The organism is Haloterrigena sp. H1 (assembly GCF_005938085.1).
Lineage (GTDB): Archaea > Halobacteriota > Halobacteria > Halobacteriales > Natrialbaceae > Natrinema.
The window spans coordinates 778,576-796,691 of sequence record NZ_SMZK01000001.1; the positions used below are offsets into that span (position 1 = coordinate 778,576).

General features: G+C 62.6%; 18 protein-coding genes. 7 read left to right on the forward strand and 11 right to left on the reverse strand.

Annotated features, from left to right (window positions below):
* Positions 1 to 182 precede the first annotated feature (182 nt).
* Positions 183 to 893 (forward strand): DUF2270 domain-containing protein, encoded by a 711-nt coding sequence (locus E2L06_RS03980; RefSeq protein WP_138778816.1) that lies wholly within the window; start codon positions 183 to 185, stop codon positions 891 to 893.
* A gap of 24 nt (positions 894 to 917) precedes the next feature.
* Here the strand turns inward: E2L06_RS03980 and E2L06_RS03985 are convergent, their stop codons facing one another.
* The gene (locus E2L06_RS03985; RefSeq protein ID WP_138778818.1) at positions 918 to 1,982 is read right to left on the reverse strand and encodes a polyprenyl synthetase family protein; all 1,065 of its coding nucleotides are present in this window, start codon (positions 1,980 to 1,982) and stop codon (positions 918 to 920) included.
* Between the two features lie 164 nt (positions 1,983 to 2,146).
* Here E2L06_RS03985 and E2L06_RS03990 point away from each other — a divergent pair, with 164 nt between their 5' ends.
* Entirely contained in the window at positions 2,147 to 3,457 is a 1,311-nt protein-coding gene (locus E2L06_RS03990; RefSeq protein WP_138778820.1) for a M28 family peptidase, read from the forward strand.
* A 132-nt stretch (positions 3,458 to 3,589) separates the two neighbouring features.
* A complete protein-coding gene (locus E2L06_RS03995; RefSeq protein WP_138778822.1) occupies positions 3,590 to 4,363 on the forward strand; it encodes an NAD(+)/NADH kinase in 774 nt (257 codons plus the stop codon).
* Between the two features lie 38 nt (positions 4,364 to 4,401).
* On the opposite strand, the gene E2L06_RS04000 is transcribed toward E2L06_RS03995, so the two are convergent.
* Positions 4,402 to 4,662: a hypothetical protein gene (locus E2L06_RS04000; protein WP_138778824.1), complete on the reverse strand. Its 261-nt coding sequence runs from the start codon at positions 4,660 to 4,662 to the stop codon at positions 4,402 to 4,404.
* A gap of 101 nt (positions 4,663 to 4,763) precedes the next feature.
* Positions 4,764 to 5,447: an endonuclease III gene (gene nth / locus E2L06_RS04005; protein ID WP_138778826.1), complete on the reverse strand. Its 684-nt coding sequence runs from the start codon at positions 5,445 to 5,447 to the stop codon at positions 4,764 to 4,766.
* Between the two features lie 119 nt (positions 5,448 to 5,566).
* On the opposite strand from nth, the gene mvaD reads away from it, so the two are divergent.
* Positions 5,567 to 6,550, forward strand: a complete 984-nt coding sequence (gene mvaD, locus E2L06_RS04010; protein ID WP_138778828.1) for a phosphomevalonate decarboxylase MvaD — start codon at positions 5,567 to 5,569, stop codon at positions 6,548 to 6,550.
* 238 nt (positions 6,551 to 6,788) lie between these two features.
* On the opposite strand, the gene fen is transcribed toward mvaD, so the two are convergent.
* Complete coding sequence (gene fen / locus E2L06_RS04015; protein WP_138778830.1) at positions 6,789 to 7,766, reverse strand: flap endonuclease-1; 978 nt, start codon at positions 7,764 to 7,766, stop codon at positions 6,789 to 6,791.
* 219 nt (positions 7,767 to 7,985) lie between these two features.
* Here fen and E2L06_RS04020 point away from each other — a divergent pair, with 219 nt between their 5' ends.
* Positions 7,986 to 8,198, forward strand: coding sequence for a hypothetical protein (locus tag E2L06_RS04020; RefSeq protein ID WP_249361365.1), 213 nt, complete (start codon positions 7,986 to 7,988; stop codon positions 8,196 to 8,198).
* A gap of 418 nt (positions 8,199 to 8,616) precedes the next feature.
* On the opposite strand, the gene cydB is transcribed toward E2L06_RS04020, so the two are convergent.
* The 6 genes from cydB to E2L06_RS04050 all read right to left on the reverse strand — a co-directional run bounded on the left by cydB (position 8,617) and on the right by E2L06_RS04050 (position 15,721).
* A complete protein-coding gene (gene cydB, locus E2L06_RS04025) occupies positions 8,617 to 9,630 on the reverse strand; it encodes a cytochrome d ubiquinol oxidase subunit II (RefSeq protein ID WP_138778832.1) in 1,014 nt (337 codons plus the stop codon).
* On the reverse strand, positions 9,623 to 11,023 hold the full coding sequence (locus E2L06_RS04030; RefSeq protein WP_138778834.1) for a cytochrome ubiquinol oxidase subunit I: 1,401 nt from the start codon (positions 11,021 to 11,023) through the stop codon (positions 9,623 to 9,625). Before E2L06_RS04030 ends, cydB begins: the two co-directional genes overlap by 8 nt.
* Before the next feature lie 106 nt (positions 11,024 to 11,129).
* Positions 11,130 to 11,819, reverse strand: coding sequence for a peroxiredoxin (locus E2L06_RS04035; RefSeq protein WP_138778836.1), 690 nt, complete (start codon positions 11,817 to 11,819; stop codon positions 11,130 to 11,132).
* Between the two features lie 240 nt (positions 11,820 to 12,059).
* Positions 12,060 to 12,908 (reverse strand): DUF1641 domain-containing protein, encoded by an 849-nt coding sequence (locus E2L06_RS04040; RefSeq protein WP_138778838.1) that lies wholly within the window; start codon positions 12,906 to 12,908, stop codon positions 12,060 to 12,062.
* Positions 12,909 to 12,910: 2 nt separating this feature from the next.
* Positions 12,911 to 14,089, reverse strand: a complete 1,179-nt coding sequence (locus E2L06_RS04045) for an NAD(P)/FAD-dependent oxidoreductase (protein WP_138778840.1) — start codon at positions 14,087 to 14,089, stop codon at positions 12,911 to 12,913.
* Positions 14,090 to 14,632: 543 nt separating this feature from the next.
* A complete protein-coding gene (locus tag E2L06_RS04050; protein WP_138778841.1) occupies positions 14,633 to 15,721 on the reverse strand; it encodes a sulfurtransferase in 1,089 nt (362 codons plus the stop codon).
* A gap of 225 nt (positions 15,722 to 15,946) precedes the next feature.
* On the opposite strand from E2L06_RS04050, the gene E2L06_RS04055 reads away from it, so the two are divergent.
* Positions 15,947 to 17,122, forward strand: coding sequence for a rhodanese-like domain-containing protein (locus tag E2L06_RS04055; protein ID WP_138778843.1), 1,176 nt, complete (start codon positions 15,947 to 15,949; stop codon positions 17,120 to 17,122).
* Between the two features lie 20 nt (positions 17,123 to 17,142).
* Positions 17,143 to 17,292 carry a hypothetical protein gene (locus E2L06_RS21715; protein ID WP_171052304.1) on the forward strand — a complete coding sequence of 50 codons (150 nt, stop codon included), beginning with the start codon at positions 17,143 to 17,145 and terminating at the stop codon, positions 17,290 to 17,292.
* A gap of 171 nt (positions 17,293 to 17,463) precedes the next feature.
* Here E2L06_RS21715 and E2L06_RS04060 read toward each other — a convergent pair whose 3' ends face one another.
* Positions 17,464 to 18,039, reverse strand: a complete 576-nt coding sequence (locus tag E2L06_RS04060; protein WP_138778845.1) for a carboxymuconolactone decarboxylase family protein — start codon at positions 18,037 to 18,039, stop codon at positions 17,464 to 17,466.
* Positions 18,040 to 18,116 lie beyond the last annotated feature (77 nt).

An 18,116-nucleotide genomic window follows, 5' to 3' on the forward strand; every position in this document is an offset into this window, starting at 1 on the left:
TACGTGCTCCAACGCCTGGCCGTCACCAGCAGAAGGGTCATAGCCGCACCGAGAGTGTTTCTGTCAATGCGATTACGTACACAGCCGTCCGTCGTCCCCGTCACTCCCTCCGGGAGCGGACCGTTCGCCGGCGTCACCGCGCGGAGACCGCCGTCATCGCTCTCGAGCAACGGAGGTGTTCGATGACGAAACCGAACCCGGACGACTTCGATTCGACCGCCCCCAACGAGCGCAACGTCGCCACCGCCGCAGCGACCGACCGTGAGGAGTTCCTCTCGCTGCTGCCCCACTACTATCGCGGCGAGATGTCGCAGTCGGGGAACCTCCTCTCGCGGCTCGACCTCACGACCGACTGGGCCATCGTCGTCGTGACGGCGGTGCTCGCGCTAGCCTTCCAGAGCAGTGGCGACGTCTCGGCGTATCTACTGTTGATCGGTATCGTCGGCGTCTCGCTGTTCCTCTTGTTCGACGTCCGGCGGTACCGAATCTACGACGCCAGCCGCGCCCGAGTCCGCCTCCTCGAGGAGAACCTGTTTGCTAATGCCCTCGATCCGAGTGACGTCCCGCTCGAGGCGTGGCGGGCCGAACTCGGCGAGGATCTGCGAACCCCGACGTTCAAGGTGTCCTACTGGGAGGCGATCTCGCGTCGGTTGCGCCGGATCTACTACCACCTCTACCTGCTTCTGGGGGTCGCGTGGCTCTTTCGCATTACGCTGTACACGCCGAAGGAGTCGTGGAGCCAGACTGCCTCTGTCTCCGGCGTTCCGGGAGCAGTCGTCGCGGCCGCCGTGGCTGCGTTCTTCCTCACGGTGACCGTATTCACGCTCTGGCCACGTCAGCGGAAAGCGAAAGGGGAAGTCCACGGGGAAAAGCCCGGGCGGTGGAAGCAGTGAGGGCAGCGAGACGAGTGACCGTCGCTACGCGTCGCGCTCGATGACGAACTCCGTGAACTCCTCGAGCTTTCGCGTCGTCTCGGCGTCGAAGTCCACCTCGTCGATCGCCGCCCGCGCCTCGGCGGCCCGCTCGAGGGCACACTCGCGGGCGTACTCGATGCTCCCCGTCTCCTCGAGGATCGCGAGGGCCTCGTTGATTTCGTCGTCGGTGTTGTCGTCGGCCTCGAGAATCGTCTGGAGCCGCTGGGCGCGCTCCGGCTCGCTTTCCGCCAGCGCGTGGATGACAAGCAGCGTCTGTTTGCCCTCGCGGATGTCGTTGCCGAACTCCTTGCCGAACTCGCCAGACCGACCCAGCGAGTGTTCGACGTCCAAGATGTCGTCGCCGATCTGGAAGGCGACGGCAGTCAGTTCCGCGTACGTGGCGACGGCTTCCTCAACCTCGTCGGGTTGGTCGGTGATGATTGCGGCCAGCCGGGCGACGATCCGCGCGAGACAGCCGGTCTTGCACGCACACATCTCGAGGTACTCGTCGGTGCTGACCTGGACCTCGCGTTCGTTGTGCCAGCAGATGTCCATCCCTTGCCCGAGATGGGTCCGGTTGAGTTCGGCCACCAGCATCTCGTAGGCGGCCAGCCGCCGGTCACCCGGTAGGTCGGCCGGGTTCCGTGCGATGACTTTCAGCGGGAGGAAGTACATCGCATTGCCGACGTTGAGCGCGATGTCGTGTCCGTAGACGTGATGCAGTGCTGGTTCACCACGCCGCATCGTCGCCTCGTCCTCGACGTCGTCGACGATGATCGTCCCGTTGTGCAGGAGTTCGGGAATACAGGCATAGGGGAGGTACTCGGCCGGATCCTCACCGAATCCCTCGATGAAGACCAGAAAGAGGATCGCACGCCACCGTTTCCCACCGCGATCGAGGAGATCCCACAGCGGCGTCGCCAGCGCACACTCGATGCTGGTGGGATCGTACTCGTAGGTCGGTGGGCCGAAGAACGTCTCGAGATAGTCCGCGTCGATCTCGCGTGGGATCAGGTCGGCGATCGCCTCGTCGATAGCCGGCCGCCAGTCGGCAAGCGTCTCCCGCATACGAGTTTCGAGCAGGAGCGGCGTAAAAAAGGTTCGTAGTTAGACCTGTTAGTAATAGAGAACAACTGGTGGGCTGTTCTTTCCGCGCCGGCGTTTACTATCGGCCTGCGAGCGTGGCGAGGGCGAACGGTACAGTTACCCGGCCCTCGGTCCACGATACGGGCATGACCGCCTGGATCGGCTCGATCTTCGAGAGTGACATCGGTTGGAACCACCTCGAGTCCCTCGTCGACGTCGGCAATCGCATGGCCGGCAGCGAGGGCGAACGCGAGGCTGCCGAACTGACCCGGGACGCGCTAGCCGACGCCGGCGCGCGGGACGCCCGCCTCGAGCCCTTCGAGATACAGGGCTGGACCCGTGGCGACAGCGCGATCACGGCTGGCGACACGACACAGGACTGTATCGCGCTGCCGCGCAGTCCCGACGACCGCGTCACCGGGCCGCTGGTCGACCTCGGCTACGGCCTTCCCGCGGATTTCGAGGCGACCGATATCGAGGGCGCGATCGTCATGGTCCGCAGCGACGTGCCAGACTACTACGACCGGTACCTCCACCGCCGCGAAAAGTACTATCACGCCGTCGAGAACGGTGCTGTCGGTTTCGTCTACCGCAACCACGTCGAGGGCTGTCTGCCGCCGACCGGCAGCGTGGGAACCGACGCGGACCCGATCGGCGAGATTCCGGCCGTCGGCGTCTCGAGCGAGGTCGGCGCACGACTGGCACGCCGGTTCGACGGCGAATCGATCACGCTCGCCGTCGAGGCAGATATTCACCCCACAGAAAGCCAGAACGTCCATGCTGAGCTCGGCCCCGACACCGACGAGCGCGTCCTCGTGACGAGCCACGTCGACGCCCACGACATCGCCGAGGGTGCGATGGACAACGGCGCCGGCACCGCGATGGTCGTCGAACTCGCGAACGCGCTGGCCGCCCGCGAGGACGACCTCGAGACCCGCGTCGAGTTCGTCGCCTTCGGCGCCGAAGAGGTCGGTCTGGTCGGCTCGAGCCGGTACGTCGAGGACGCCGACGCCGACACGATCAAGACGGTGGTCAACAACGACGGCGTCGTCAACGACCGAACGCTCGAACTCGTCACGCACGGCTTCGACGCGCTCGCGGACACCGCAGACGAGATCGCCGAGCGATACGATCATCCGATCGGGACGGTGCCAACGCTTGGCCCCCACAGCGATCACTGGCCGTTCGTCGTGGCGGGTATCCCTGGCTGTTACGTCAGATCGGTTTCCGAGGGCTCGGGCCGGGGTTGGGGACACACGTTCGCCGATACGATCGAGAAACTCGAGCCACGAAACCTGCGCGAACAAGCGATCCTCCTGACCGCGTACGTCGTCGCGCTCGCTCGCGAGGACGTGACCGTCGCTCACCGCGAGCCCAACGCCATCGCAGCCGACCTCGAAGCACAGGACCTCGCCGAAGGAATGAAGGTGACTGGCGACTGGCCCTACGACGAGTGAAGTCGTGGGCGTTCGCGCTGCTACCGCTGTAACACGTCGCCATCCTCGAACATACCGGGCGGATCGACCGCCGGCACGCGGTCGGCGACCGACAACCGTACCCTTTTCATTGGGCCGTGTGAACTGACGACCATGGATGCCGCGTGGAGCGCCGGCGAAGAGCCCGTCGTCGGCGTCGTCGATGGCTCAGCGGCCGACACTGACGCCATCGAAATCGATACTCGCCTCGAGTCGGCCGCCGCCGACGTGACGATCGTCAGCGACGGCCTCGAGACCGTTCTCGCGGCGGAGCCGTCGGTGCTGGTCGCGGCCGGCGAAGCACCGCTGACAGCGCTCGCGCGGGCTGACGTCGACGCACCCGTGCTTCCGGTCGGTTCCGTGTCTGGCATCGAGTCGGTCGATCTGAATCGCCTCCCCGACGCCCTCGAAGCCACCCTCGATGGAGACGCCGTCCGTCGCCCACGGCCGGTCCTGAGCGTCGCCCTCGAGTCGAATGACGGTGTCGTCCGCGACCGCGCGCTGTTCGACGTGACACTCGTCACGGACGAGCCGGCGCGGATCTCCGAATACGGCGTCCACAGCCGCGGCCAGCCCATCGCGACGTTTCGCGCCGACGGCGTCGTCGCGGCGACGCCCGCCGGCAGCCACGGCTACGCCAGCACCGTCGACGCTCCACAGGTTTCGGCGGCGATCGACGCGATCGCAGTCGCTCCGATCGGACCGTTCGTCACCCAGACCCGCCAGTGGGTCCTTCCCGACGACGACCTCGCGTTTACTGTCGAGCGAAACGAAAACGACGTCTGTCTCGTCGCCGACGACCGATTGGTCGGTATGGTGTCGATGGACGCTCGAGTCACCGTCTCCGTCACCGACACGCTTCCGACGCTGGTCGTGCCGGAGGCGTGACTCGACGCGGATCACACGAGCGCGCGGCGGCGGACGGCTTAGCTATTATAGGGCTCCTCGTCTCGGTGAGCGTCTGGATTCTCCTGCTCGAGGGCGTCGTCTTCCCGATCGTCTGACTTGTGTTCGATGTCCTGCTGTCGCTGTGTCTCGTCCTGTCGCTCGCGCGCTTCCTGTTCTTCCTCTGTCAGTTCGTCTTCGGCGCGCGCCTCTTTGGGGTCGGTCTTCTCGTGCTCGAGCTGGACATCCCGTCCGTGTTCTTCTTTGCCGATGTTCTCACGCTCGTCGGTGTTGTCGGACATCGTGATCCCGGACGTGGATACCGGCGGTTTATGAAAAGGCATTGGGCTTGCCAAGGTCGGTGCGCGATCGATGGTGGCCCACCACGTCGCCGATCAGCTGATTACCACGGCTCGCCGGACGCGAGGTCGATCTCGCTGTCGCCTTTCTCGGACGGGCAGATGTCTGCCAGCACGCAGTCGCCACAGTCGGGGTTCCGTGCCGTACAGACCGCTCGCCCGTGATCGATACAGAGATGGGTGAACTGCTGCCAGTACCCCTCGGGAACGATTCCCATCAGCACCTCCTCGATCCGCTCGGGGCGTTCCTCCTCGGTCAGTCCAAGCCGCTGTGAGAGTCGCTGGACGTGCGTGTCGACGACGATTCCCTCGACGACGTCGTGGCCGTGCTGGAGGACGACGTTGGCCGTCTTCCGCCCGACACCCGACAGCTCGGTCAGCTCGTCCATCGTATCCGGCACCTCGCCGTCGTGGTCCTCGAGGATCGTCTCGCAGGCGCTGCGGATGTACTTCGCCTTGTTGTTGTAGTAGGTGATCGAATTCAGGTCTTCGGCGAGTTCGTCCTGCTCCGCGTTTGCGTAGTCTTCGGGGCCGTCGTACTTCTCGAAGAGGTGTTTCGTCTCCGTGTTGACCCGCTCGTCGGTACACTGTGCCGAGAGAATCACCGCGATCAGCAACTCGAGACGATTCGAGTACCGCAACGAAATCGTCGAATCGGGGTATTCGGCCTCGAGCCGGTCGACGACCGTCTCGGCCTGTGCCTGCCGTGTCTCGCGTGGGGTGCCCATAGGGGTGTGGTGGCAGCCGGCTCGTTTCAGCGTTCGGGTTCGATTCCGGCCGACACAGCAGGGCCGACCGGTGGCCGAATGCCGTGAGCTTTAAGCGGCCCTCAGCCACCTATCTTGGTATGAAAGCCACGGCCATGGCCCACCCCATTCAGGGGTTAGTCAAGTATCACGGGATGCGCGACGACATCAAGCGATTCCCGTATCACGACAGTATCAGCCTCTGTACGGCCCCAAGCCACACGCGGACGACTGTCGAGTTCTCGATGGACTACGACGAGGACACGTTCGTCGTCGACGGCGAGGAACTCGACGGGCGCGCGTACGAACGCGTCGAGGCCGTCGTCGAAAAGGCTCGCTCGAAATCCGACGCCGCTCACACCGTCTATCCGGTCCGCCTCGAGAGCGAGAACAGCTTCCCCTCGAACGTCGGGCTGGGCTCCTCTTCGTCTGGCTTTGCAGCCGCCGCGATGGCACTGGCCGAAGCGGCCGACCTCGATGCTTCGCGACAGGAGATATCGACGATCGCCCGCGTCGGCTCGGCGTCGTCCGCTCGAGCGGTCACCGGCGCGTTCTCCCAGCTCTACACCGGACTCAACGACGAGGATTGTTACTCCGAGCGGATTCCGTCCGATCTTCACGAAAATCTCAAAATCGTTGTCGGGCTCGTCCCCTACCACAAAGAGACCGAGGACGCGCACCGAGAGGCCGCCGACAGCCACATGTTCCAGGCGCGCAACGCCCACATCCACGGCCAGATCGCCGAGATGCGCGATGCGCTTCGGGACAACGACTTCGAACGGACGTTCGAACTCGCTGAACAGGACTCGCTGTCGCTTGCGGCGACCACGATGACTGGTCCTTCGGGCTGGGTTTACTGGCAGCCAGCGACCCTCGCGATCTTCAACACGGTTCGTGAACTCCGCGAGGAAGAGGACATCCCCGTCTACTTCTCGACTGACACCGGTGCCAGCGTCTACGTCAACACCACCGAGGAGTACGCCGAGGAAGTCGAGGAAGCGGTCGCCGACTGTGGCGTCTCGACGACCATCTGGGATGTCGGTGGTCCTGCGAAGCTGCTCGACGAGGATCAGCACCTCTTCTAACCAACCTTTTGCGCTGCGCTCCCTCGCGTTGCTCGGTCGCTCGGCAAAAGGTTGATCAAAAGCACTCCTCCCTCCGTTCCGAACGCGTAGCGTTCTCCACGTCAGTCGTCGGCCCGCTCGCTCACCCTTCGGGTTCGCCCGCGATCGGTGTCGGTGAATCGCCTGCCGTTCCCGGCCATCGATTTTGGACGGTGCTGTTCAAGTCACCCGCTTCTTTCAAGAACACTTACCCCCTCGATCACGTCCAGCGGTCCAGTCCCGTCTGGGTGACGCTTTCCTCGATCCGCTCGAAGCCACGTGCGACTTCGTCTTCGTCGACTTCCCACTCGTCGGTGACGTACTCGCGGGCCGCCGAGAGATCCGGCTCGAGCGCCGTCTCGAACTCGTAGTCGTCGGTCACGTTGGGGTCGCGGAACAACTGTCTCACACGGTCGCCGTGTTCGATGTGGTCGCCGCGGGCCTCGAGGACGCTCCAGAGGTCGCCGTGGTCGGCGATTTCGGAGAGCGCCGTCTTGGGGCCGATCCCGGAGACGCCCTCGTTGAAGTCCGTTCCGATGAGAATCGCTGCGTCGATCAACTGCTCGAGCGTGAGATCGTGGTGATCGAGGGTGGCCTCGAGATCCATCAGTTCGGGATCGCCTTTGCTCGTGAGCTGGCGCAGCGTCAGCGGCGCACCGAAAAGCAGGGCGTCGTAATCCTCTGAGCCGACGTAATCGGCGTCGCCGCGTTTGACCATGTGGGCGGCCTGTGCTTCTCCCTCCGCGGGTGCCTCGACGATGGGCACGTCGAGCAATCGAAGGAGTTCGCGGCTCGTCTCCTGGATCGTCGGCGTCAGCCGCTGGGTCCGGGACTCGAGTTGCGCGATGGCGACCGCGTCGCCTTCTTCGCGGGCGGTCTCGAGTTGTTCCTCGTAGCTGCGGCGTTGCTCGCGGCGGGATTCGATCTCGTCGTCTTTGAGCTCGGAGGGGCCGCCGTCGAAGACCATGACCGGCGTCACGTCGTTCTCGAAGAATTTGGGCAGGCCCTGGACGATACCGACGAGGTTGGCGACTTCGGTTCCGTCGCCGGTCGTGTACGTCGAGCTATCGGTCCACTTGACCGTCGTCGTCAGATATCGGTAGAGCCAGTTGTGTGCGTCGACGGCGACGACGCCTTCGATGTCGGCGAAGGGAATCTCCTCGATGACGGCGATATCCCGGAGTGCAGCGTTTCCCATTGCAGGATACTTGGGACGACTGGGATTTCAATCGTTGGCTTCCATCCCCACTTCCACGATGAGCAGAGACGGCACGCAGCGACACACTGTCAGTCGCTACTGTGGAGACGTGGACAGCAGCCATCGCAGTTATTGCTGCAACCCACGATTTGGCGGATGAAACGGCCAATAATACTCCACAGGCCACCGTTTTAGCCCGTTTAGCTTCTAGTACTGAGTGTGAGCCACCCAATGTCACAGCACTCCGATCGCAACCCGTTCAACAGTTCCCTGTTCGTGACCGGCGTCGCGATGGTCCTCGCGAGTCTCGCCGCAGCAGTATGGCTGTTCAGACTCGGTGATATCGTCACCGCGCTCGGGCTTGGACTACTCGTCGCTGCCGGGCTGTTGCTGGCAGGGATCGGGCTGTCGCCCGAGGCGACGGCCCACTGATCACCCTCGATATCACCGAACCCATTTTCGCTCCTATGTCGGATACACATATTTCCGTCGAGCACCTCGAGGCGAGCGCTCGTGACCGATTGCTGCGTCTCCGAGCACCGTCGACCGGGTGTACGCAGTCGGTACGGACTCCTGTCAGTGGGTGCCGGCACAGCCGCGACCTGCCCTGCGGGCCCACTGGTCACTCGTGACAGCAGACCGTATGCGTCGTGCCAGTACCATCGACGAAGCAACGTGGATGCTCATATTGTCGCTCGTCGTAGTGACGATTCTCATAAGCGTCGGAGTGGTACAGTTGTCGACCGACGGTGACTCCGGGGCGTTTTTCCGGAATCTGGGGATCAGTCTCTTTCTCGTCCTGTTCAGTGTCGGCTACTACCGAAAGTGGCGTCGAGCGTAGGCGACCGGCCTACGCGTAGGACTCTCCGTCTTCGACAGGACCGCTGAACGCGGAATACAAGACGACGAAGTACGACGCGACCAGCGGCAACAGAACGGCTGCGCCGATGGTCGTGAGATTCAGCGACAGCGGCGACACGATCGCATCCGCGACCGTGAGCCCAGTCGCCGGGTCGATCAGCGGGAACAGCAGCGTCGCCGCGAGTGCGACGAGTCCGTACACCTGCCCCGCGACGGCCACGAAGGCCAGGTAGTAGCGACCGGCCCACCCGGCGACCACGTGAACACCGGCGAGTAGCACCGTCAGCCCAAGCAGGCCAAGCGTCGGTACCGAGAGCAACGCGACGTGTGGTGACGACCGACTGCCAACGACCAGCGTCGCGACCGCCAACAGGAGGTAGACGACCTGCGCGAGATGGCCGAGTGACCGCGTCTCGAGCCGGACGTCGCCCCGGGTTTTCAGTCCGAGGAAGGCAGCACCGTCGACGATCGTCAGTGCGACGACGGCCAGACCAGCCAGCAAGCTAGCGATTGAGGCGACGCCCTCGACGCCGAACAGCCAGTTGCCGACGAAGACACCGAGGAAGAACGGTGACGCGATACTCCCGCCAATGAACGCGCGGCCCCACCAGCGCTGCCAGTCCTCGTCGTGGCGCTGTTCGTACATCTCGGGGGCGAGCCCGCGCACGATGAGCGCACCGAGGATCGCGAACATCAGCAGGTAGTGGCGACTGAACAGCGTCGCGTACACCGACGGGAAGACGGCAAACAGCATGCCCCCGAAGACGACCAGCCACACCTCGTTGCCGTCCCAGAACGGGCCGATCGCGGTCAGCAACTGCTCACGCTCGCCGTCGGTCGTTCGCGTGGCAAACAGCGCGCCGACGCCGAAGTCGAATCCGTCGAGAAACAGGAAGGTCCCGAAGACGGCGAACACCAGCCCGAACCAGAGTTCCTCGAGCGGCAGGCCAAAGAGTGGGCCATTAGCGAGGGCGGGCGTCGCCACGATCGATACGTCAGTCATCGCTCGGAACGACCTCCTCGGGGATGTTCGTCTCACGCTTCGGCGTGGGTGGGCGGGTCGGCGCCTCCGTCCGGATAAGTCGGACCACGACGTACCAGTAGAGGACGAGCAACGCCGTATACACCCCGACGAAGCCGACGAGTGTAGCGAGCGCTTCCGAGCCGCTCAGTGACGACGAAACGCCCGCATGCGTCTTCATCACGCCCTGTATGACCCAGGGCTGACGGCCCACCTCGGTGACGATCCAGCCCAGTTCGACGGTGAAGATGCCCAGTACCGACGATCCCATGAACGCTTTCGCTAGCAGATCGTCGTCGAACAGGGTGCCCTGGTACCATCGATAGCCGCCCCAGAACGCCAGCAGGATGAACCACGTTCCGAGCCCGACCATCGCCCGGAACGCCCAGAAGACGATGGCGACTGGCGGACTTTCGGAATCGATATCGCTCAACCCGGTTATGGTCGCCCCGGGATCATTGCCGCTTGCAAGCAACGATGCGACGAACGGAATTTCGATGACGAACAGGTCGTCAGCGTGGGGATCGGTAATATCGCTCAGGCTCGTCGGAACTGCCAGTATCTTCAGTCCAACTCCAGAGTCGGTCTCGTACTGTGCTTCCATCGCGGCGAACTTCTGTGGTTGCGTGTCCGCGACGTGGCGGCCGTAGGCGTCGCCGTGGATCGCCTGAAACGGGGCGGTGACGAGCAAGACGGCGAGGCCGATTTTCATCGTCGTGCGCCAGAATTCGGTGTCGCGGTTCGTCCAGACGAAGTAGGCGGCCACACCGGTCAGAAACAGCGCAACCGACAGAACCGCCGCGTTCTGCATGTGGACGAACATCCACGGGAAGCGCGGATTGGCGTAGGCTGCGATCGGGTCCACAAGCGTGACGACCGGCTGGCCGTTTTTCGTTGCCATCTCGTAGCCACGGGGCGTCTGCATCCAGGAGTTAGCGACCAGGATCCAGACCGCCGAGAGCCACGTCCCGAGCCCGACGAGCACGCTCGAGAGCATGTAGAGGCGGTCGCTAACGCGGTCGCGCCCGAAGACGAAGATGCCGAGGAACGTCGCCTCGAGCATGAACGCCATCATCCCCTCGAGGGCAAGCGGGCCGCCGAAGAGTTCGCCGGCGGCCGTCGAGAACGCCGCGAAGTTCGTCCCAAATTCGAACTCGAGGACGATTCCGGTGACGGTGCCGACGACGAACGAAATGGCGAAGATCTTCGTCCAGAAGGTGCGGAGCTGTTCGTATACCTGTTCTCCCGTCCGTATCTCCTTCCACGTGAAGTAGATGAGGAAGGGCGCGAGCCCCATGCTCATCACTGGGAAGATGATGTGGACTATCGTCGTCACCGCAAACTGAAGTCTGCTGGCGATGACTGGATCGATCATAGTACAATTTGATGATGTCGGGTTCGGTGGCGGTCACCTGGCAAGGGTGTCGCCGGGGGTTGCAGTCGGTGGTTGTGAATCTGTAGGCCGTGGGTCCGTGCGCACGTTACTGATCGCGGGTGACGAACCACCAGTCGTAGTAGTTCAGGTCGTCGTCATCGGCGGCCTCGGCTTTGCGCGCTGTGGCGTCCGCTTCGGTGCCCGGCGGCGACAGGAGGACTTGATCGTCGAACTTCTCGTTGTTCGGCCAGTCTGCGGGAGCAGCGACGCCGTCGTCGTCGCTTTTCTGGAGGGCACGCAGCGAGCGGAGGACTTCGTCGATATTACGGCCGATCTCCATCGGATAGGTCAAGCGCAGTCGGACCGTCCCCTCGGGATCGATGACGAAGACGGTGCGGACGGTTGCCGTCCCCGCACCGGGGTGGAGCATGCCGAGTTGCTGAGCGACTGTCCCCTGATCGTCGGCGATGATCGGGAACTGAATGTCGACGTCGAGGTTCTCGGCGATCCACTCGGTCCACTTGATGTGCGAGTGAACGCGATCGACCGACAGCCCGAGCAGTTCGGCGTTAAGATCCTCGAACTCCTCGCGGCGCTGCTCGAAGGCGACGAACTCGGAGGTACAGACCGGCGTAAAGTCACCGGGATGGCTGAACAGGACGAGCCACTGGCCCTCGTAGTCGTCGGGCAGCGATCGCTTGCCCATGCTCGTCTCGACGGTCAGCGCGGGGAACATATCGCCAATGCCAGGTACGTCAGTCGTCGATTCGTCCGTGTGTGTGGGCGATTCGGTCATTCTTCATCCGCACCTTAGGATTAAGAGTATTAAAATCGATTTCTACCAACTATATTTTCTTTTTCGAGAAACATACTACTGCATACGAGGCATATTTTCCGCTAGTTCGATCGCAACGAGGGTCAGGCGGCGCTAAAACGGCGTGTCGTCGGTCGGAATTACAAAAAGCGTGATTGTGCCGTCACACGGCCTGTGAGTGGCGTGTGCGTATGCCCCGACTCGGGTCGGTCGGTTATGACGTCATCGCTCCCGTCGATCCGACTCCTTGAGCGAGGTGCTCCCGAGTGCGCGGGCGGCTGCAAGAAGCCGTCCAAGTGCGCGCCGGACGTCGGCGTCGAACAGCGCCTTGGTGAGCCCGATCAGGCCGACCGGTTCGGGGTCTTCCTGCGTGAGGCCCTCGATCGAGGCATCGACGACGCTGGTGAACTGCGGATCGCCCATCGTCTCGACGAGCGCGATCATGTTGCCCGCGTTCCGCCCGAGTTCGTACATGTCGACGTCAGCGTCCTCGTGGGCGTCCGCAAAGCCAGCCGCGGCCATCCGGAGATCGCGGATGACGTTCCGGTTGTCCTGGGCAACGTCCCGCAGTTCCGGGGTCAGATCCATCGCCAGCTCGTGGGTCGCATCGAGCAAGTCGAGCATCTCCGCGAGCGTGTCGGTGTTGTCGCCGAGTTTCTCGAGGAGGATGATCGTCTCCTCGCTCTCTAAGGCGAGTCGGACCCGTTCGATGATCTCGCGGTTCTCGCGAATCGCAACCTGCAGTTCCGGAACGAGGTCGTCGGACAGCTCTTTCGAGACCGCGAGGATGTCCAGCAGTTCGATGAGCGTGTCCGATTCCTCGCCGACTTTCTGTAAGAGGACCAGCGTCTCCTCGCGCTCGAAAGCCATCCGGAGTTCACGGATGGGCTCGCGGTTCTCGCGGACGGTCTCGCGGAGCTCCGGTGTCAGATCCGCGGCAAGTTCCTCCGCGACCGTGAGCAACTGGAGCAGTTCCGCGAGCTCCGCTTCGTTTTCCTCGATCGCGCGGGCCAGTTCGGTTTCGTCGCTGAGCGTGCCGTCGGCGTCGAGGGATCCTTCGTTGCTCGCCATCGTTATGGGAGTGGGTCGTAGCCGCGCAGCCAGGTATCCCAGTAGAAACTGGGCAGGATATTGACGTCCATGATCCAGTTCATTCGACTCTCGACGGGGGCGGAGATGCTGTTCTCGTAGTCGAACTCGGCGACCATCGCCTTGCCCTTCTTCGTCAGCAGCGGACAGGCAGCGTAGCCTTTGTATTTCGCGGTCTGGCGTTTGTCCGCCATGTGTGCGGTGAGGTTGTCGAGGACGACGTGGGCCTGTTTGCGCGCCGCAGCGGCCGTCTTGGCGTTCGGTGTACTACAGCCGTCACCGAGTGCGAAGACATCCTCGTACTCGACGTGCTGGAGAGTGTGTTCGTCGACGGCGACGTATTCGCCGTCGTTTTCCGTGTCAGCCTCAGTCAGCGGCGAGTTCTCGGTGAGCGCCGGCTGGCCGTACTGTGGCGGGACGGGCGCGTAGAGGTCGTACTCCTGGGTCTCTCCCTCTTCGGAGTGGATCACCTGCGCCTCGTGGTCGATCTCGTCGACCGTGAAGTTCAGTTTGGCTTCGATGTCGCGGTCGGCCCAGATCTCCTCGAGTTTCTCGCGGTACGGCGAGACGCCGAAGACGGCGTCGCTGCCCTTGGTCATGACGACGTCGACGTCGTCGCGGATGCCCTGTCGCCGGAAGTAGTCCTCCGCGAGCATCGTCATCTTCAGCGGCGCGCCGCCGCACTTGATCGACGTGTCGGGGACCGAGACGACGAACGTGCCGCCGTCGAAGTCCTTGAGCGCGTCTCGCAACTGCATGGCGGCCTCGAAGTGATAGAACGGGTAGACCGAATCGGTCTCTTCCCAGCCCTCGAGCATGCCGGGCGTCGTCTCGGGTGCAAGCCGGTGACCCAGCGCGACGACGAGGTAGTCGTACGACAGCTCGCCGTCCTCGAGTGCGACGGTCTTCGTGTCGGGATCGACGCCTGTCACCCCAGAGTGTACGAACTCGATGCCGTCCTGGAGGAGTCCGCGGACGTCCCGGAACTGGTCCTCGGGCTCCATATACTCGAACGGAAGCAGGTAGAACGAAGGCTGATACGCGTGTTCTGTACTCTTGTCCACGATGCTGATCTCCGCGTCGGATCGATCCAATCGACGGCGGAGCATGTTGGCGGTCATCGTGCCGCCGACGCCAGCACCAAGCACGACTATATGGTCCATAGACACCTAGCCTTTAGACGTACACTACCTGAATCCTGAGGTTCCTGAAATAATAGTTGGGAACATTCCCTCATACTGAAAGTTGCAGAAAAAATTGCTGGGTGTTGCCAGTCACGCGCCGGCCGACCTCAGACGACCGGACTGCGTGGCGTACATCGGCGTGCCGTCTCGAGCGATCCGTCGTGAGACACTCGGTGAACAACCCGTAATTATTGCTCGGTTTCGGTCAGCACCGCCGATGACGCACCGAAAACTGACTGAAAGCCGTCAACACGCTTGCAGACGGGCGAAACACGACGATGAGGCAGCAATCGCTCACTGTGAACACCACGACACCAGGTCTGGCCACCGCTAGGAAGCGCAGAGGGTGCGGTCATGGCCGTTAGTTACAATCCTCTCTGGAATCGAAGGCCGTTCTCTGCGCCGAGCGATAGTACCGACGACAACAGTGGATCGGTCGCAGGACAATCATACGTTCAGGCGTGCCACCGTCAGTGGCGGCGCTCGAGCATGGCGGCCGACGGATGGAGAGCAGGACAGGGGTTACCGGTCGCTCGAGTCACAGGTTTCGATCGGGACATCGACGAGATTCCCCCACTCGGACCAGGAGCCATCGTAGTTTGCGACGTTCGGATAGCCGAGCAGTTCCGAGAGCGCAAACCAGACCAGTGCCGAGCGCTCGCCGACGTTACAGTAGACGAGAATTTCGTCTTCTTCAGTGATCTCGGCATCGGCAAACGGCCGCTCGAGGACCTGCTGGTGCTCGAATCGGCCACATTCTCGGACAACGCTCTCCCACTCGATGTTCACCGTTCGAGGAATGTGTCCGCTTGCACGCGCGGGTGCATCCGCCTCGCCACAGTACTCCTCGGGCGACCGGACGTCGATGATAGAGACGTCCTCCGAAAGCGCGCTCTGGACGTCCTGACGGTACGCGCGGATGTGATCGTTCGGCGGCTGTGTCTCGTACTCGACGGGGGTGACGGTCGGAGTCGTCTCCGACATCGGGTAGTTGTTCTCGCTCCAGTAGTATTTGCCCCCGTTTAGTAGCCGGACGTCCCGGTGACGGTAGTATTTGAGCGTCCAGTAGACGAACGCCGCGAACTCGTTGTAGCCGTCGCTGTAGATGACGACCGTGCTGTCGGACGTGATACCGCGTTCGCCGAGGATCTTCTCGAGCCGATCGGCGCTGGGAATCGTCCGCGTGCCAGCATCGAAGAAGTCGGCTCGTGGGTCGAGTTCGACGGCACCCGGGACGTGGCCCTCGTCGTATCCGGTCGACACCTCGACCAGCCGGAGGTCGGGATCGTCCGCTTTGAACGCCTCGAGCCGTTGGTGGGCACTGTCCGGCTCAACGAGGACCTGCTCGGGATAGCCAATGCGGTCGTTTCCGATCGACCGATGGCTGATACTGTAGCAGGTCTGTCGCCCGTCGTGAAGCGCCGGTGCGGCCTCGATCAGCTGATTGTCCTCGAGCTGCGTGAGTCCATATCGTGCTGTCCGCGAACAGAGAAGCGTCTCCTCCGTGATCTGTTTGAGCGTCATCGACCCCTCCCGTGACAGTGTCTTATAAATGAATTTCGAGCTCGGCGGAAGATCCATCAGCGCCTCCTCGATGTCTGAGGTTTGCATTGTCCCTACAATATCAGTAGCGGCTTGCGCGTAAAGACGCTATTGGTATATTTGTCTCCAGTGTCAGCTTTGGGGCCTGCACCGGTTGTGGACCCCGAGTTTCGGGCAAAGTTGCGGAAATTATGTGGGGTACCTCTGCGCTTCGCATACATCCCCGTTATTTGAGGGAAATTATTCTCCCCGCTCAAACCGTTTTACGTGGGCTCTATATACAATACAGTGACGATGGTCGAGACAATCACTGCTGACGCGTTGCGAGATATGATCGACGCCGATGAGGACTTCGTCCTCTTCGATACCAGATCGCCCGAGAGTTTCGAAGACTGGCATATTGCCGGTGCCGAGAACGTCGAGTACTCCGGGAGTGACGACGAACTCGTCGGCGAGTTCGACGAAGACGCCCTCGACGCGGACGATACCGTCGTAACGATCTGTGCGACGGGTCGCTCCGCGAACTGTTTCGCGAACTATCTCGAGGAAGAGGGGTACGTCGAGGAGGTCAAGACCGTCGAGAACGGCATGGAGGCCTGGAGTATGGTCTACGACGTCGTGCCGGTCGCCACGGAAAACGACGATCTCGTCGTCGTCCAACTGCAGCGGCGTTCGAAGGGCTGTCTTGGCTACCTCGTCGGTTCGAAACGCGCCGGCGAAGCCGCGCTCGTCGACGTCACCCGCGCCACCGACGAGTTCCTCGAGGCCGCAAGCGAACGCGGACTCGAAGTAACTCACGTCCTCGACACCCACATCCACGCCGACCACATTTCGCGTGGCCGACAGCTCGCCGACAAGCTCGGCGTGCCGTACCACCTCGGCGCACCCGCCGAAACCCGGGACCCGCAGTTCGAGTTCGATCCCATCGAGCCCAACGACGTCGTCGAGCTCGGCGACGTCGAGATCAAGGCCGTTCACACGCCGGGCCACACGACGGGAATGACCTCCTACCTCGTCGACAACGAGGCGCTGCTGACCGGTGACACGCTGTTCGTCGAATCCATCGGCCGGACCGAACTCCAGTTCGCGGACAAGGACGCCCGCGACGGCGCTCGCGTCCAGTACGAGACGCTTCACAACGTCATCATGACCGAGCCCAACGATGTCAAGATCCTGCCGGGGCACTTCTCGGTCACCAACGACGGCGAGTACATCGACGTGACGCCCGGCCAGCCGATGTTCTCGACCGTCGGCTACCTCTGGGAGAACAACGAGATCCTCCGCATGGAGGAAGACGACTTCGTCGAACACATGTTCGACAACCTGCCATCGAAGCCGCCGAACTACGAGCAGGTCATCGCGACCAACGCCGGCGAGTACGAACCCGAAGACGAAGACGAAGAGACCGAACTCGAGCTCGGTCCGAACCGCTGTGCCGCCACGTCGGATAGCGCCGTCGCCGACGACTGAGAACGCATCCCTGTCCCATAATGTTTGGAATCGAATCCCTCTCCGGAAACGCGCAAGCAGTTGCCCTCGTCGGTGTCGTCTTACTCGAGGCGATGATCCTCTACGTCGGGTACGGCGGCCTCGAGCAGGTCTTCGGTGGATACGTCGTGGACCTGCTGCGAGGCGAGTAGCGAGCGCACTGCCAGTGCTCGACGTGGTGGTTTGATGATCGGCCTCGAGGCAGCGGGCCGTCGTCTATAGCGGTATCACCGTGTTTCGTGTGAGCACGAGCGTATCACCATCGCTTGCCGAGTAATTGACCGGCATGCCGCCGGCTCTCAACGTCTTCGCTGATCGGACAGCTACACTGGACACCGCTCGCGCAGTCGTTCGACGACACGGCTGATTCGGGATGCCACTGACCGAAGGCACTGTCGTCCTCTGTGTGCACGCTGTGCGAGTGCAAACCGGATCGCGTCATACGTGTTACCCAGCAGGTTCCCGAAGTAGATCGCATGGACGAACGCGAGAACGTCTGCAGCCGTTTCCCGACCATACGTCTCTCGCAACGCGTTCCGTGCATCTCGACCCGGGTTCTCGTCCGTTTCCGCATACTGCTGGGCGAATCGCAACGCGGGCTGTTCGGCATCGTCGACAGCCGCACCGACGTCGTTCTCGAGGATCTGTGTGATCGTCTCCTGATCCATGCCGGTCTCGTGTGCGAGATTGGTGTGGTATCGGGTACAGTACTGACACTCGTTGACGGCCGTGACCGCTAACATGATCTTCTCTTCGAGCTGGTCGCTGACCCTGTCGGCGCGTTTGGCACGAACGAGTCGTGGGATGTTATGAATAAAGCGACCAATACCAATCGGGAGCGATCGGATCGTGAATGTCTTCTTCTGGAACTCGGCAGCAGCGTCCCCTGTGTCTCTCATTTCGCAGTACGGTTTTCAGGCCGCTCGGAAGTCGATTGCGATCGTCCGGCGCAGTAGGCTGAATCAAAGCTAGACCG